The organism is Pseudomonas sp. NBRC 111127, from assembly GCF_001320345.1.
GTDB lineage: Bacteria > Pseudomonadota > Gammaproteobacteria > Pseudomonadales > Pseudomonadaceae > Aquipseudomonas > Aquipseudomonas juntendi.
Genome location: NZ_BCBD01000011.1, coordinates 42,279 through 56,758, shown reverse-complemented (window position 1 = coordinate 56,758; position 14,480 = coordinate 42,279). Strand labels below are relative to the sequence as shown.

The window sequence follows — 14,480 nt, the reverse complement described above, 5'->3', positions numbered from 1 at the left end:
GCACGGTGAGGCTGCTGAGCAGCAGTGCCTGGCCAAGGCTCAGCCACACCAGCTGGGTACGCCGTACCCCCAGGGCCCATAGCGGCGCCAGCTGGCGCAGACGGGACTGGCCCAAGGTCAGCAGGTTGATGAACAGCGCCACGCCGGCCACGCCCAGGGTCAGGCTGTTGAGCGCGGCGGTGGCGGCGAAGGTGCGGTTGAATACCTCGGTCGACCACCGCTTCAACTGCGCCTGCTGCACGACCCGGCTGTCGTCGAGGTGAAAGCGCTGTTGCAACGCGGCTTTCAAGGCGGCCCCCTGGGGGTCGAGCAGGTCGACGCTCAAGCCTGTCAACGCAGCATCCGGCCAATACGCGCGCAGCGATTGGGCATTCACCAGCATTTGGCCCTTGGGGTTGCCATAGTCGGCGTACAGGCCAACGACGAGCAGGCGGCGAGACGGGTCCGTGGGCAGTTTCAGGTGGTCCCCCAGGTGCAAACGCAACCGCCGCGCCAGCTGCTCACTGAGCATCACGGCCTGCCCCTCGGCCAATAGCTGCCAGGCCTGCGGCTGCTGTTCCAGCAACGGCCACCGGTTGTGATAAACGGGGTGGTCGACAATGCCCTGCACCTGGACCGGCCAGCCTTGCACCTGCGTTTCGACGCGCCAGCCAGGCAGAACCACCCGCACGGCAGGTTGCTGCCCCAGCCACTGGGCTATCTGCACGCCTTGCGCGGTATCGCTTGGGCTCACGTACAGGTCGGCGGACAAGCGCTGGTCCAGCCAGCCGACAAAGGTCTTGCGAAAGCCCTCGGTCATGCTGCCCACACCCACGCTGGCAGCCAGCGCCAGCAGCAAGGCCATCAGCGCCAGGCTCAAGGCAGGCAACTGCTGGCGGCTGGCGGCAACGAACCACTGGGCCAACGGCCGCTGACAACGGCGCGCCAACCAGGCCAGCACCCTGTCGAGCCAGGCTGGCAACGCCAATGCCGCGCCCAGCAACAGCGCCGCCAGCATACCGAAGGCGCTGGTCAGGCTGTCACCGAACACCCCGCAAGCTGACGCCAGCACCAGCAACAGGCCCGCTACCCAAGCCTGACGCCTCAGCCACGGCCCCTGTGCCAGGCGCCATGCTTGCGGCTGCGCCAACGCCAGCAAGGGCAAGCGCGCGGCGCGCAGGATGCTGCCCAGCCCGGCCAGCAGTGCACCGAGTACGCTCACCAGCACGCCCCACAACCACCACTGCGCAGGCAGGTTCAGCGTGCCTGCGACCTGCGCGCCATACAGCCCGCGCAGGCTGGCGGCGACATCGGGCAGCAACCAGGCCGCCACCGCGTAGCCACTGGCTACCCCGGCCAGCCCGCCAAGCACTGCGAACAGCCCCAGCTCCAGGCCCAGGGCACACAGCAGGGTAGCCAGGCTGACCCCACAGGCGCGCAGGTTGCGAATCAGCCCGCGCCGCTGTTCCAATGCCAGGCCAATCGCGGCATGGGCAATGAACAGGCCGACGACGAAGGCCAACAGGCCTAGCGCAGTGAGGTTGAGGTGGAAGCTGTCGGTCAGGCGCTGCAAACCGCCATCATCCTGCCGGGGTTGCACGACAAGGTCAGCCGCAATGTCGGCAGGCAAAGGCCCCGGGCTTGCCGCTACCAGCAGGCGTGACAACTGCCGCGGTGCCTGCAGCAAGGCCTGCGCGTGGCCGATATCGACCACGATCACCCCGGGGGCCAGCTCGGCTTGCACCAGCAACGGCGGCAGCGGTTGCCCATCGCGGTCGTGGGCCACCTGCCCTGCGGTCATGTTCAACAGGCGCAAGGTGTCTGGCCCGACCCAGGCCTGCCCGGGCACGCCGATGAACGCCTGCAGGTCGAACGCCTGGGGCTGCACCCCGGCGATACTGCTAGCCGCCGGCAGGCTCAATGGCTCGATGCCGATCAGGCGCACACTGCGCCCGGGCTCGCCTGGCAGGCGCAGGCGCCCCTCCAGCACCGGCGACACCGCCCAACCCAGCCTGCGCAGTTGCACGTACAGCGCCTGGTCAAAGCGTTCGCCGTGGCGTGGCAGCAGTTGCGTCTGCAGTGGCCCGGCCAGTACCGCACTGGCCCTGGCGTAGTCGCTGCGTGCTTGGCTGTTCAAGGCCTGCACCCCGGTCCATAGCGCCGTGGCCAGCCACAGCCCGGTGAAGATGCTGAAAAACTGCACGCGGTGGCGCCGCCAGTGGCTGAGCAATGCCAACAGGGCCAGCGACAGCAGCCTCATGCGCCCTGCTCGCTGCGCACACGGCCACCCTGCAGGTAGCAACGGTGCTGCAGCCGCGCCGCCAGCCGGGGGCTGTGGGTGACCATCAGCAGGCCACTGCCAGCCTCGCTGACCAGTTGTAGCAACAGGCTCAGTACTTCGTCGCTGGTGGCTTCGTCAAGGCTGCCGGTGGGTTCGTCAGCCAATAACCAGGCCGGGCGCCCAGCCAATGCGCGGCCGATGGCCACGCGTTGCTGCTGGCCGCCCGACAGTTGTTCAGGGTAACGCCCGAGCAGGTCAGCCAGGCCCAGGCGTTGAGCCAGCTGGGCGCCCCATTCGGGGTCGTGCCGGTTGGCCAGCCGGGCCTGGAATGCCAGGTTGCTCCCCACGTCCAGGCTGCTGATCAGGTTGTACTGCTGGAACACCAGGCCAATCCCCTGTCGCCGCCACAGTGCCAGGGACGCCTCCGAGCGGCTGTCCAGGGCACTGCCGTCAATCAGGATGCGCCCGCTGTCGGCACGGTCCAGGCCGGCCACCAGGTGCAGCAAGGTGCTCTTGCCACTGCCAGACTCGCCCATCAAGGCCAGGCTGCTGCCGCGCGCCAGGCACAGGTCGACGCCCTGCAACACCGGCAACGGCCCTTGGGGGGTGGCAAATGATTTGTGCAGGTTTTCGATGGCCAGCATCAGGGAGCCTTGGAGTATCGGGTGACCATCCAGTAATAGCAGGTCACGGACACATAGGAGAGACGCGCCCATCAATGGATCCACAGACGATTCGATAATCGCACAAATAGCGTTGTTCATTGCGTAAATGCAGATTGACCACGCACGCGCATATGGCTCTAATGGATCCATTAAACAAAAACAAAACCTGGAGAGCCTTCATGTACCCGAAAAACACCTGGTACGTTGCCTGCACCCCTGACGAAATTGCCGACAAGCCCTTGGGCCGACAGATCTGTGGCGAAAAAATCGTCTTTTACCGTGGCCAGCAGAACCGTGTAGCCGCTGTCGAGGACTTCTGCCCGCACCGAGGCGCGCCGTTATCCCTCGGCTACGTGGAGGACGGCAACCTGGTCTGCGGCTATCACGGCCTGGTCATGGGCTGCGACGGCAAGACGGTGTCGATGCCTGGCCAGCGGGTTCGCGGCTTTCCGTGCAACAAGGCGTTTGCCGTTGTGGAGCGCCATGGCTTCATCTGGGTCTGGCCTGGCGACCAGGCGCAAGCCGACCCGGCGCTTATCCCGCACCTGGAATGGGCAGACAATGAAGAGTGGGCCTACGGCGGAGGCCTGTTCCACATTGGCTGCGACTATCGCCTGATGATCGACAACCTCATGGACCTGACCCACGAAACCTACGTGCATGCCTCCAGCATCGGCCAGAAGGAAATCGACGAAGCCCCGCCCGTCACCACCGTCACCGGCGACGAAGTGGTCACCGCCCGGCACATGGAAAACATCATGGCCCCGCCCTTCTGGCGCATGGCCCTGCGCGGCAACGGCCTGGCCGACGATGTGCCGGTGGACCGCTGGCAGATCTGCCGCTTCACCCCACCCAGCCACGTCCTGATCGAAGTGGGTGTGGCACATGCCGGCAAGGGTGGCTACCACGCTGCAGCGCAGCACAAGGCCGCGAGCATCGTGGTCGACTTCATCACCCCGGAAAGCGACACCTCGATCTGGTACTTCTGGGGCATGGCGCGCAATTTTGCCGCGCACGACCAGAACCTGACCGCCGACATCCGCGAGGGCCAGGGCAAGATTTTCAGCGAGGACCTGGAAATGCTCGAGCGCCAGCAACAAAACCTGCTGGCCAACCCTGGGCGCAACCTGCTGAAGCTGAACATCGATGCCGGTGGCGTGCAATCGCGCAAGGTGCTGGAGCGGGTCATCGCCAAAGAGCGTGCAGCACAGCCGCAATTGATCGCCACCAGCGCCACCCCTGCCTGAGGAGCCACCGACATGATCGATGCCATCGTGGTATCCCGTAACGATGAAGCGCAGGGTATCTGCAGTTTCGAGCTGGCCTCGGCAGATGGCAGCCTGCTGCCGGCATTCAGCGCCGGGGCCCACATTGACGTGCACCTGCCCGATGGCCTGGTGCGCCAGTATTCGCTGTGCAACCACCCGCAAGAGCGCCACCGCTACCTGATCGGCGTACTTCATGACCCGGCTTCGCGGGGCGGCTCACGCAGCCTGCACGAGCAGGTGCAGGTAGGCGCGCGGCTGCAGATCAGTGCGCCGCGCAACCTGTTCCCGCTAGCCGATGGGGCGCGGCGCAGCCTGCTGTTTGCCGGCGGCATCGGCATTACCCCGATCCTGTGCATGGCCGAGCAGTTGGCCCACAGTGGCCACGATTTCGAGCTGCACTACTGCGCCCGCTCCAGTGAGCGTGCCGCATTCGTCGAGCGTATCCGCAACACGCCCTTTGCCGACCGCTTGTTCGTGCATTTTGACCAGCAGCCGGAAACGGCGCTGGACGCTCGCCAGGTGCTGGGCAACCCGCAAGCTGACGTGCACCTGTATGTGTGCGGGCCGGGCGGGTTCATGCAGCATGTGCTGGGCAGCGCCAGGGAGCTGGGCTGGCAGGAGGCCAACCTGCACCGCGAGTATTTCGCAGCCGCACCCGTGGACGCCAGCAACGACGGCAGTTTCTCGGTACAGGTCAACAGCACCGGCCAAGTGTTCGAGGTGCCAGCCGACCAGACCGTGGTACAGGTACTGGAGCAAAACGGCATCGAGATCGCCATGTCGTGCGAGCAAGGTATTTGCGGCACGTGCCTGACCCGCGTACTGCAGGGCACGCCAGACCACCGCGACCTGTTCCTGACCGAGGAGGAACAAGCCCTCAACGATCAGTTCACGCCTTGCTGCTCGCGCGCGAAAACACCGTTACTGGTGCTGGATATCTGAAGCGGCCAGCGCGCTGGGGAGGATCACCTGCATGCCGGTGCCCGAGGCGTTTGCGCCGAAGGTTTCGGCATAGCGCAAGGTTGCGTTGGCATGCTCGCGCATGATCGCTTCGGCGCGGGCACCCTGGCGGTTGACCAGGGCATCGAACACGGCATGGTGCTGCATGTGGGCGAAGTTGAAGCGCCGGTATTCACGGGCCAGGTCGTGGCGGTCTACCGCCAGCGCCGTGACCGAGGCGAATGGCAGGTGGTCGTTGCGCGCCAGCGCCACGGTAATGGCCGGGTTGTGGCTGGCTTCGATGATCACCTGGTGAAAGCGCATGTTCAGATCGTGGTAGGCCTGCAGGTCTTCTTCGGTTACGAAGCCCTTGTCGAACAGCTGGTCGCCCTCTATCAGGCACTGCTGCAGTGCCGCACGGGCTGGCGCGGCCAAGCCGCGCTCGGCAGCCTGGCGGGCGGCCAGGCCTTCGAGCACACCGCGCACCTCGACTGCACCAGCAATGTCATCGGCGCTCACCGAACGCACTTGAAAGCCCCGGCCGCCGAAGCGGACCAGCAGGCCTTCCTGTTCGAGCGTGCGAAAGGCCATGCGCACCGGCATGCGTGAAACGCCGAACAGTTCGGCAGTGGGAACTTCCATCAGGCGCTCGCCGGCCGCCAGCTCGCCTGAGGCGATCATCTTGCGCAACGCGACCAGCACCATTTGACCGGGCTTGCTCATCCAGGCAACTTCCAGGGAAACGAGCCGGCATCTTAGCGCAAGCCGGGCTCGAGTAGTCAGTGGCTCAGCGCATCGCTGACCGCCACTGGGGCCGGCCTGGGTGGGCGCAGCAGTAGCAGGCACCCCGCCGCCAGCACGAACACACTGGCAAACACCCCATACAAGTGCAGCGGCTGCCAGCCGCCATCGAGCAGCACACCCGCCACGGTGGGCGACACAATGGCGCCCATACGCCCGATGCCGATGCCCCACCCCACGCCGGTGGCGCGCACCGATGCGTCGTAGACCACCGGCGACAAGGCATACAAGCCGGCCACGCAGCCGTTGGCGAACAGCCCGATCAACAGGCCCAGGGCCAATGCCGCGCTAGCCGAGCCCCCGTTGGCCACGAACAGCACCAGCAGCGCCGCAGTGGTCAGCATGAACAGCGCCAGCACGCGGGTAAGCGGCCAGCGCGAGGCCAGCCCGCCGATCAGCGCCGCGCCGAGGATGCCGCCCACGCTCAACAGAACACCGCCCGTAATGCCTTGCTGCGCGGACAGCCCGGCCGCCACCAGCAGCTTCGGGGTCCAGCTCATGACGAAGTAGAAACCGAACATGACCAGGAAGAACAGCAGCCAGATCACCAGCGTGGTCCGGCGCATGGCCGGCGCCAACAGTTGCCGGAAACCGCTGGCACTGCCCGGCACCCTGGCCGCAAGCGCTGGCAGCTGCGCCAGTGCCGGGTGGCCTAGCCTTACCGCCAAGCGATTGACCCGCACCAGGGCGTTGGCTGGCCGGCGTGCCAGCAGAAAGTCCAGCGACTCCGGCAACCACAACCAGACCAGCGGTAACACGCAGACGGTGACGATGCCGCCGAACAGAAACACCGACCGCCAACCCCACTGCCCCAGCAGCCACACCGCCAGCAAACCGCCCAGGGTTGCCCCCAGGGCATAGCCGGTGGACTGCAGGCTGACCGCCAGGCCGCGCCAGCGTTTGCTGGCATATTCGCTAGCAATGACGTTGCTGCTGGCCAGGATGCCGCCAATGCCCAGGCCCGTCAGCCCACGCAACAGGGCCAGTTGCATCGGGCTCTGGCTCAACGCCGAGAGCAGCATGCCGACCCCCGACAGCACCAGGCATAGCAGGAACAGCGGGCGCCGCCCGAAGCGGTCAGCCCAGGGTGCGATGAACAGTGAGCCCGCCGCCATGCCGAACAGGCCGGCACTGAGCAGCAAGCCCACCTGCGCCCCGTTGAGGTTCCACTCCGCAGACACCGAGGCAGCGGTAAAGGCCATGACCAGCACGTCGAAGCCGTCGATCATGTTGAGCAGGATGCATATGCCGATGGCCAGGCACTGAAAGCGCCCCATCGGGTCGTTGTCCAGGCGCTGCTTGAGGTCGGTATTCATAGCGCCACCTGCCGCTTTGCAGGTGGCACAACGGCAACGCACGCGCAGGCAAAGCGCAAGGAACCCTGACGGTTCCATACCCTGGAAAAGCCATTCATGACTGAACCCTTCTTGTAGTTGTCGGCGCATCAGGCTGGAGGGCTCCAGCCGATGTCAGGCGCTAATCAAACAAATAATGGATCCACAAACAATCCATGGGGCTAACCCAAGCACGGCCCAGGCCGGTGATGACATTCTGATCAGCCCAAAAACCAAAAATTTAAATCTCAATTATCAGTACTTTACATATTCATGATTACCGTTAATTCGCGTTCGTTTATCGAACAGATTCAGTACATGGATCCATATCGATCACGGCATTACCGCATAGGCCTGTCATCGCACCCGGCGCCATGAACAAATCTTCATATAGCGCCCCAGCGCCCTGACCATGCGGCGCACAGCGCAAGCCAGGCTACCGCCAGCCCCCACCCGGCTTGAGGCTGCCGGGTGGGTTGCGTAGCATCCCCCGCCCGTTCGCGCGCCTGCACATCGGCGCGAAACCCGCACAAAAGAGCCCCGAATGCCGCAACCTATCCCCCTCAAGGACCACGAAAAGGAAAAGCACTTGGTCAACCGCCGGCTTCTGGCCTGCGCCGCCCTGGTCTTCAGCCTGTGTGCCGTGCTGGTGGGTCGGCTCTATGTGCTGCAGGTGCTGCAGCACGACCAGCAGAGTGCCGTGTCGGAAAACAACCGCGTGCATGTGCTGCCCATCGCCCCAGAGCGCGGGCTTATCTACGACCGCAACGGCGTGGTGCTGGCCGACAACAAGCCCAGCTTCGACCTGACCATCACCCGCGAGCGGACCGGCGGCAATTCGGCCAAGGTGCTCGACACCCTGACCCAGGTGCTGGGGCTGAACGAGGACGACCGCAAGCAGTTCGACAAGGACCTGCGCCGGGGCCGCAAGCCGTTCGAGCCGGTCACCCTGATAGTGGGGCTGAGCGAAGAGCAGATCGCCCTGGTGGCGGTCAACCAGTTCCGCCTGCCGGGCCTGGAGGTCGAACCACAGTTCATCCGCGAGTACCCGCTGGGCGCTCATTTCGCCCATTCGGTTGGCTACGTGGGCCGTATCAACGAGAAGGAGGCCAAAGTAGTCGACAGCACCGAATACCGGGGCACCCAGTCGATTGGCAAGACCGGCATCGAGCGCTTCTACGAAAGCCAGCTGCATGGCCATGTGGGCTATGAGGAAGTCGAGACCAACGCCCAGGGCCGGGTGATGCGCATGCTAAACCGCAAGGCCCCGACACCCGGGCAGGACATCGTGCTGACACTGGACGCCCGCCTGCAAGTCGCTGCCGAAAAGGCCCTGGGCGACCGCCGTGGCTCGGTGGTGGTGCTGGACCCGGCCAACGGTGACGTGCTGGCCATGGTCAGCAACCCCAGCTTCGACCCCAACCTGTTCGTCAAGGGCATCAGCTTCAAGCAGTACGCACAATTGCGCGATTCGATCGACCGCCCACTGTTCAACCGCGTGCTGCGCGGCCTGTACGCGCCCGGCTCGACGGTGAAGCCGGAAGTGGCCATCGCCGGCCTCGACAGCGGCGTGATCACCCCCGGCAGCCGGGTGTTCGACCCGGGCTACTACGAGCTGCCCAACTACGCCCACAAGTACCGCAACTGGAACCGCAGCGGTGACGGCTGGGTAGACATGTACACAGCCATCATGCGCTCCAACGACACCTACTTCTACGACCTGGCGCACAAACTGGGCATTGATCGCCTGCACGACTACATGGCGGAGTTCGGCCTGGGCCAGAAGGTGTCGCTGGACATGTTCGAAGAGGCCGCCGGCCTGATGCCTTCTGCCCAATGGAAACGGGCCACCCGGCGCCAGGCCTGGTTCCCTGGCGAAACACTGATCCTTGGCATCGGCCAGGGCTACATGCAGGTCACCCCGTTGCAGCTGGCCCAGGCCACCAGCCTGCTGGCCAGCAAGGGCGTGTGGCACCGCCCGCACCTGGCCATGACCGTAGGCGGCGATGCACCGGTCGACCCCCACCCGATGCCCGACATCGTGCTGCATGACAAGCACGCCTGGGACCAGGTCAGCCAGGGCATGCAGATGGTCATGCACGACCCGCGGGGTATCGCCCGTGCGGCGGCGGCCGGCGCGCAGTACCGGATTGCCGGCAAAAGCGGCACCGCACAGGTGGTGGCGATCAAGCAGGGTGAACGCTACAACCGTGACAAGACACTGGAACGGCACCGCGACAATGCCCTGTTCGTCGGCTTTGCCCCGGCTGACCACCCGGCCGTGGTGGTGGCGGTGATGATCGAGAACGGCGAAGCCGGTGGCCGGGTGGCGGGGCCTGTGGTGCGTGAAGTGATGGACGCCTACCTGCTGGACGAACAGGGGCACCTGAAGCCCGAGTATGCGGGTGCCGTGCCACCGCGCACTACGCCGCATACCTGATGCTGCGCGGGCCTGCCGGCTGAGCGGGCCCGTGCTTCAAGCCCAGAGCAGCCCCGTGCCCTCAGTGCTGCCCACCGGTATGAGGCATCAGCTCGTAGGGGTGCTTCCACCCTGGCATGGCTTGGATGCGTGCCTTCCATGCCTCGATGTGGGTGAACTCGGCCAACGCCATACCGGTGTCCTCCGGCATGAACACATACCCCGCCAGCGACAGGTCGGCGATGGTCAACCGCCCGCCCACCATGAACGGGGCCTTCGCCAGATGGGCATCGACAATGCGGTACGCGGCGGTGGCACGCTCGCGCAAGAACTGCGTCACGTCGGTTTCGCCCGTGTTCTTCAGGCAGAACAGGAAACGCAGCGCCGCGTAATAGCTGGTGAACTTATGGTTGTCGAACAGCAACCAGCGCCAGATTTCGCGCTTTTCGTCCGCGTCGCGGGGGCCGAATTGCCCGGTCTGCTGCGCAAGGTACTCCAGAATCAGCGCAGACTGGGTCAAGGACTTGCCAGCGTGCTCCAGCACCGGCACCTCACCCTGTTCATTGACCTCATCGCGCCAGGCTTGCTCGCGGGTCTGGCCGTTGAAGAAATCGACGAACACTGGCTGCCAGTTCTGGCCAGTCAATTGCAGCATCAGCGCGGCCTTGTAGGCGTTGCCGGATTCGGCGAAGCAATGCAGCTTGTAGTCAGGCATGGGCGAACCTTGCGGTGGCTGTGATGAGCGAATGGCAGAGCAGACCACGCGCACCGCGAGGCGGTCAATGCCCGGTCCCACCTGCGGGCATGCATTCTGCCAACAAACAACGGAACTACTTTCACACTGATGCTTTCTTAACCTCTGAGTGGTTTATTCCTTGGGCTTCACCCTTCTGGAGAACACGACATGCGCCACCTACTCATCGCCCCTGCGCTGCTGCTCCTGCTGCCTGCCGGTGCCGCACTGGCCCGCGTCGATGCCGGCGACGTCGCCACCTCGGCCGGTGTTTCCGCTTCGCTGTATTCCACCTTCAAAGATGACAAACGCATCATTCCTGCCCGCGACGAGCTGTCGGCGTTCGTTGCCAGTGGGGGTGCGATTCGCGGCGCTTATGTCGAAGCCGCACTGGAACAGGCCCGCAAGGACCACCCAGGGCTACAGGCCGACGACGAAGAGCTGGCCAGGGCCATTCTGTCGCAGGATGACCGCATCGCTGATCGTTGAATCAGACTTGCACCCGCCTCTGTGTGAATCTACCCACGCAGGGGCCGGTGCAGGTTCGGCTCACCCCCAACCATCCATACGCATGGTCGCCCTGACCAGGCGCTGGTCCTCCTGTTCGATCTCCCGCAAACTGTCGCGAATGCCATTGATGTGCTCGCGCGCCGCGCGCTGGGCCTGTTCCGGCAACTGCTCCATCACCGCGTGATACAAGCGTGCATGCTGGCGATCGATCTGGCGTTTCTGCGCCGGCCGGCAGTACAGGTTGTTGACCGACGCGAACACTGTGCTCAAAGTCAGATCGCTCAGCGATTGCAGGGTGTGTACCAGCACCGGGTTGTGCGAGGCCTCGCTGATCGCCCGATGGAACGCGTGGTCGCGGCGGGCATGCTCACGGGCATCGATGGCCTCGGCGGCCTGGTGTGCCGCCAGCATGTCCTCATAACGGCGGCGGATCAGCAAGCGGTCCACGTCGGTGGCGCGCAAAGCTGCCAGCCGGGCAGATTCGGCCTCCAGCAAGGCGCGCACTTCCAGCAAGTCGAACAATGTGCGCGGCTGTGAGCTGAACAGATGCATCAACGGCGTGTGGCCCGCCTGCCCGGTGAGGTCGGCGACAAAGGAGCCGCGCCCGTGCTCGGTGTCGATGATGCCCCGCCCGCGCAGCACCCGCAGCCCCTCACGCAGTGCAGAGCGCGAACACCCCAGCTTCTCGACAAGCCGCCGCTCCGAAGGCAATGCCTGGCCCACCTTGAGCACGCCTTCGACAATCAGCCGCTCGACCCGCTCGGCCACCTGGTCGGCCACCTTCGCCCTGCCCTCATTCGCCATTGCGCACCCTCCTGCTGGTAGGACCACTTGCACACCCGCCTGCAATCTAGCCAAGCCAGGCCACCAACGGCCAGTACCCAGCCGAAAAACTGGTAGGACCAGTGGCGGACCCACTCGACCCAGACTAGCACCGCGCGCAGGCTGCAAGCGTGACCGCTTTGCCAACAACAATAAAAACCGTTGCCGAGTGAGCCAATGACCATTCTCTACGACGAACGCGTCGATGGTGCGCTGCCCAGCATTGACCGCGAGGCGCTGTTGCAGGCATTGCAGGCTGCCCTGCCAGACCTGCACGTTTTGCACCGCGAAGAAGACCTCAAGCCCTACGAGTGCGACGGCCTGTCGGCCTACCGCACCGTACCGTTGCTGGTCGTTCTGCCCGAACGCCTGGAGCAGGTGCAGACGCTGCTCAAACTGTGCCACCAACGCGGCGTACCGGTAGTGGCGCGTGGCGCCGGCACCGGCCTGTCCGGTGGCGCCCTGCCTTTGGCCAAGGGCATTCTGCTGGTCATGGCGCGCTTCAACCGCATCCTGGAGGTCAACCCGCAGGGTCGCTTCGCCCGGGTGCAGCCCGGGGTACGCAACCTGGCCATTTCCCAGGCTGCAGCCCCCCATGGCCTGTACTACGCACCTGACCCCTCTTCGCAAATAGCCTGCTCCATCGGCGGCAACGTGGCTGAAAACGCCGGCGGCGTGCACTGTTTGAAGTACGGCCTGACCGTGCACAACCTGCTCAAGGTCGAAATACTCACCGTCGAGGGTGAACACCTGACCCTTGGCAGCGATGCCCTCGACTGCCCTGGCTTCGACCTGCTGGCGTTGTTCACCGGCTCCGAAGGCATGCTCGGCATCGTCACCGAAGTGACCGTCAAGCTGCTGCCCAAGCCGCAAGTCGCACGGGTACTGCTGGCGAGCTTCGACAGTGTCGAGGATGCCGGCCGCGCCGTGGCCCAGATCATTGCTGCCGGGATCATCCCCGGCGGCCTGGAGATGATGGACAACCTGGCGATCCGCGCCGCCGAGGACTTCATCCACGCGGGCTACCCGGTGGAGGCGGCGGCCATCCTGCTGTGCGAGCTGGACGGTGTCGAGGCCGATGTGCACGCTGACTGCGAACGGGTCGCGGCCGTGCTGGCGCAAGCCGGCGCCCGCGACGTGCGGCTGGCCTGCGACGAGGCCGAGCGGGCGCGTTTCTGGGCCGGGCGCAAGAATGCCTTCCCGGCCGTGGGGCGCATTTCACCCGACTACTACTGCATGGACGGCACCATCCCACGCCGCGAGCTGCCGCGCGTGCTGAAAGGCATCAGCGACTTGTCCAGCGAATACGGCCTGCGCGTGGCCAATGTGTTCCATGCCGGCGACGGCAACATGCACCCGCTGATCCTGTTCGATGCCAACCTGCCGGGTGAACTGGAGCGCGCCGAGGCTATCGGCGGCAAGATTCTCGAACTGTGCGTGGCCGTGGGCGGCAGCATCACGGGTGAACACGGGGTCGGCCGGGAAAAGATCAACCAGATGTGCGCACAGTTCAACAGCGACGAAATCACCTTGTTCCATGCGGTGAAGGCTGCGTTCGACCCACAAGGCCTGCTCAACCCCGGCAAGAACATCCCCACCTTGCACCGCTGCGCCGAATTCGGCGCGTTGCACGTGCACCACGGGCAACTGCCTTTTCCCGAGCTGGAGCGTTTCTGATGAGCATGGACCACGACGACAGCCAGACCCTGCTCGAACAGGTAAACCAGGCGCTGAACCAAGGGACGGCACTGCGCATTCAGGGTAGCGGCAGCAAGGCCATGCTCGGCAACCCGGTGGTGGCTGAAGTGCTGGACACCCGCCACCACCGGGGCATCGTCAGCTATGACCCGACCGAACTGGTGCTGACCGCCCGCGCTGGCACGCCGCTGCGCGAAATCGAGGCAGCGCTGCACCAGGCCGGCCAGATGCTGCCGTGCGAACCGCCCCACCTGGGGCCTGATGCGACGTTAGGCGGCATGGTCGCGGCCGGGTTGTCCGGCCCCAGGCGGCCCTGGGCGGGGTCGGTGCGCGATTACGTACTGGGAACACGCGTGATTACCGGCCACGGCAAGCTGCTGCGCTTTGGCGGCGAGGTCATGAAGAATGTCGCTGGCTACGATGTGTCGCGCCTGATGGCGGGCAGCTTCGGTTGCCTGGGCTTGTTGACCGAGGTTTCGCTGAAGGTGCTGCCACGCCCGCGCCAGTGCCTGAGCCTGCGGCTGCCGATGGGCCGCCACGAGGCGTTGGCCGAACTGGCCGAATGGGGCCAGCAGCCGCTGCCGATCAGCGCCGCCTGCCACCACGGCGATGCCCTGTACCTGCGCCTGGAAGGCGGCGAGGGATCGGTGCAATCGGCGCGCCTGCGGCTGGGCGGTGAGGCACTGGACAGCCGGTTCTGGAACGACCTGCGCGAACAGCGCATGGCCTTTTTCAACGGCCCCGCCGCGCTGTGGCGGCTATCCGTACCCATTGCCTGCGGCGAGCTGGCATTGCCCGGCGAGCAATTGATCGACTGGGGCGGGGCCCAGCGCTGGCTCAAGTCTGACGCAGAGGCGCACAGCATTCGCGAGGCGGTTGCCAGGGTGGGCGGCCACGCGACCGCCTACACCCCCGGTGCGGCCAGCAGCCCGCCACTGCCCGCTGCGCTGATGCGCTACCACCAAGCGCTCAAGCAACAGCTCGACCCCCAGGGGGTATTCAACCCCGGCCGCCTGTACCCGGACCTGTGA

General features: G+C 65.3%; 12 protein-coding genes. 6 read left to right on the top strand and 6 right to left on the bottom strand.

The genetic code is table 11. From position 1 onward, the window contains the following. A partial coding sequence (locus APH30_RS04055; protein WP_054911750.1) for an ABC transporter permease occupies nucleotides 1-2,239 on the bottom strand: 2,239 nt, incomplete at its 3' end. Next, nucleotides 2,236-2,904, bottom strand: coding sequence for an ABC transporter ATP-binding protein (locus APH30_RS04050; protein WP_054911749.1), 669 nt, complete (start codon nucleotides 2,902-2,904; stop codon nucleotides 2,236-2,238). The genes APH30_RS04050 and APH30_RS04055, both read right to left, overlap by 4 nt. A gap of 200 nt (nucleotides 2,905-3,104) precedes the next feature. Here APH30_RS04050 and APH30_RS04045 point away from each other — a divergent pair, with 200 nt between their 5' ends. Together APH30_RS04045 and APH30_RS04040 are read left to right on the top strand one after the other, a co-directional pair. Continuing rightward, nucleotides 3,105-4,172, top strand: a complete 1,068-nt coding sequence (locus APH30_RS04045) for an aromatic ring-hydroxylating dioxygenase subunit alpha (protein ID WP_054905548.1) — start codon at nucleotides 3,105-3,107, stop codon at nucleotides 4,170-4,172. 12 nt (nucleotides 4,173-4,184) lie between these two features. Continuing rightward, the gene (locus APH30_RS04040) at nucleotides 4,185-5,135 is read left to right on the top strand and encodes a PDR/VanB family oxidoreductase (protein ID WP_054911748.1); all 951 of its coding nucleotides are present in this window, start codon (nucleotides 4,185-4,187) and stop codon (nucleotides 5,133-5,135) included. Here the strand turns inward: APH30_RS04040 and APH30_RS04035 are convergent. Together APH30_RS04035 and APH30_RS04030 are read right to left on the bottom strand one after the other, a co-directional pair. Then, nucleotides 5,115-5,855 (bottom strand): GntR family transcriptional regulator, encoded by a 741-nt coding sequence (locus APH30_RS04035; protein WP_009686503.1) that lies wholly within the window; start codon nucleotides 5,853-5,855, stop codon nucleotides 5,115-5,117. The genes APH30_RS04040 and APH30_RS04035 overlap by 21 nt on opposite strands. Nucleotides 5,856-5,911: 56 nt before the next feature. Continuing rightward, on the bottom strand, nucleotides 5,912-7,249 hold the full coding sequence (locus APH30_RS04030) for an MFS transporter (RefSeq protein WP_054911747.1): 1,338 nt from the start codon (nucleotides 7,247-7,249) through the stop codon (nucleotides 5,912-5,914). Between the two features lie 562 nt (nucleotides 7,250-7,811). Between APH30_RS04030 and mrdA the strand changes: the two genes are divergently transcribed. Continuing rightward, entirely contained in the window at nucleotides 7,812-9,707 is a 1,896-nt protein-coding gene (mrdA, locus tag APH30_RS04025; RefSeq protein ID WP_054911746.1) for a penicillin-binding protein 2, read from the top strand. A gap of 61 nt (nucleotides 9,708-9,768) precedes the next feature. On the opposite strand, the gene APH30_RS04020 is transcribed toward mrdA, so the two are convergent. Beyond that, on the bottom strand, nucleotides 9,769-10,401 hold the full coding sequence (locus APH30_RS04020) for a glutathione S-transferase family protein (RefSeq protein WP_054911745.1): 633 nt from the start codon (nucleotides 10,399-10,401) through the stop codon (nucleotides 9,769-9,771). Nucleotides 10,402-10,590: 189 nt separating this feature from the next. Here APH30_RS04020 and APH30_RS04015 point away from each other — a divergent pair, with 189 nt between their 5' ends. Next, nucleotides 10,591-10,908, top strand: coding sequence for a DUF2388 domain-containing protein (locus APH30_RS04015; protein ID WP_009686497.1), 318 nt, complete (start codon nucleotides 10,591-10,593; stop codon nucleotides 10,906-10,908). A gap of 60 nt (nucleotides 10,909-10,968) precedes the next feature. Here APH30_RS04015 and glcC read toward each other — a convergent pair whose 3' ends face one another. Further along, on the bottom strand, nucleotides 10,969-11,733 hold the full coding sequence (gene glcC / locus APH30_RS04010) for a transcriptional regulator GlcC (protein ID WP_054911744.1): 765 nt from the start codon (nucleotides 11,731-11,733) through the stop codon (nucleotides 10,969-10,971). A 195-nt stretch (nucleotides 11,734-11,928) separates the two neighbouring features. On the opposite strand from glcC, the gene glcD reads away from it, so the two are divergent. Continuing rightward, nucleotides 11,929-13,428 (top strand): glycolate oxidase subunit GlcD, encoded by a 1,500-nt coding sequence (gene glcD, locus APH30_RS04005; protein ID WP_054911743.1) that lies wholly within the window; start codon nucleotides 11,929-11,931, stop codon nucleotides 13,426-13,428. After that, entirely contained in the window at nucleotides 13,428-14,480 is a 1,053-nt protein-coding gene (gene glcE, locus APH30_RS04000) for a glycolate oxidase subunit GlcE (protein WP_054911742.1), read from the top strand. Before glcD ends, glcE begins: the two co-directional genes overlap by 1 nt.

What these genes read in the sequence shown, in the direction of transcription:
- APH30_RS04050 (WP_054911749.1), bottom strand. Translation starts at nt 2,904, where the DNA reads ATGCTGGCCATCGAAAACCTGCACAAATCATTTGCCACCCCCCAAGGG.
- APH30_RS04045 (WP_054905548.1), top strand. Translation starts at nt 3,105, where the DNA reads ATGTACCCGAAAAACACCTGGTACGTTGCCTGCACCCCTGACGAAATT.
- APH30_RS04040 (WP_054911748.1), top strand. Translation starts at nt 4,185, where the DNA reads ATGATCGATGCCATCGTGGTATCCCGTAACGATGAAGCGCAGGGTATC.
- APH30_RS04035 (WP_009686503.1), bottom strand. Translation starts at nt 5,855, where the DNA reads ATGAGCAAGCCCGGTCAAATGGTGCTGGTCGCGTTGCGCAAGATGATC.
- APH30_RS04030 (WP_054911747.1), bottom strand. Translation starts at nt 7,249, where the DNA reads ATGAATACCGACCTCAAGCAGCGCCTGGACAACGACCCGATGGGGCGC.
- mrdA (WP_054911746.1), top strand. Translation starts at nt 7,812, where the DNA reads ATGCCGCAACCTATCCCCCTCAAGGACCACGAAAAGGAAAAGCACTTG.
- APH30_RS04020 (WP_054911745.1), bottom strand. Translation starts at nt 10,401, where the DNA reads ATGCCTGACTACAAGCTGCATTGCTTCGCCGAATCCGGCAACGCCTAC.
- APH30_RS04015 (WP_009686497.1), top strand. Translation starts at nt 10,591, where the DNA reads ATGCGCCACCTACTCATCGCCCCTGCGCTGCTGCTCCTGCTGCCTGCC.
- glcC (WP_054911744.1), bottom strand. Translation starts at nt 11,733, where the DNA reads ATGGCGAATGAGGGCAGGGCGAAGGTGGCCGACCAGGTGGCCGAGCGG.
- glcD (WP_054911743.1), top strand. Translation starts at nt 11,929, where the DNA reads ATGACCATTCTCTACGACGAACGCGTCGATGGTGCGCTGCCCAGCATT.
- glcE (WP_054911742.1), top strand. Translation starts at nt 13,428, where the DNA reads ATGAGCATGGACCACGACGACAGCCAGACCCTGCTCGAACAGGTAAAC.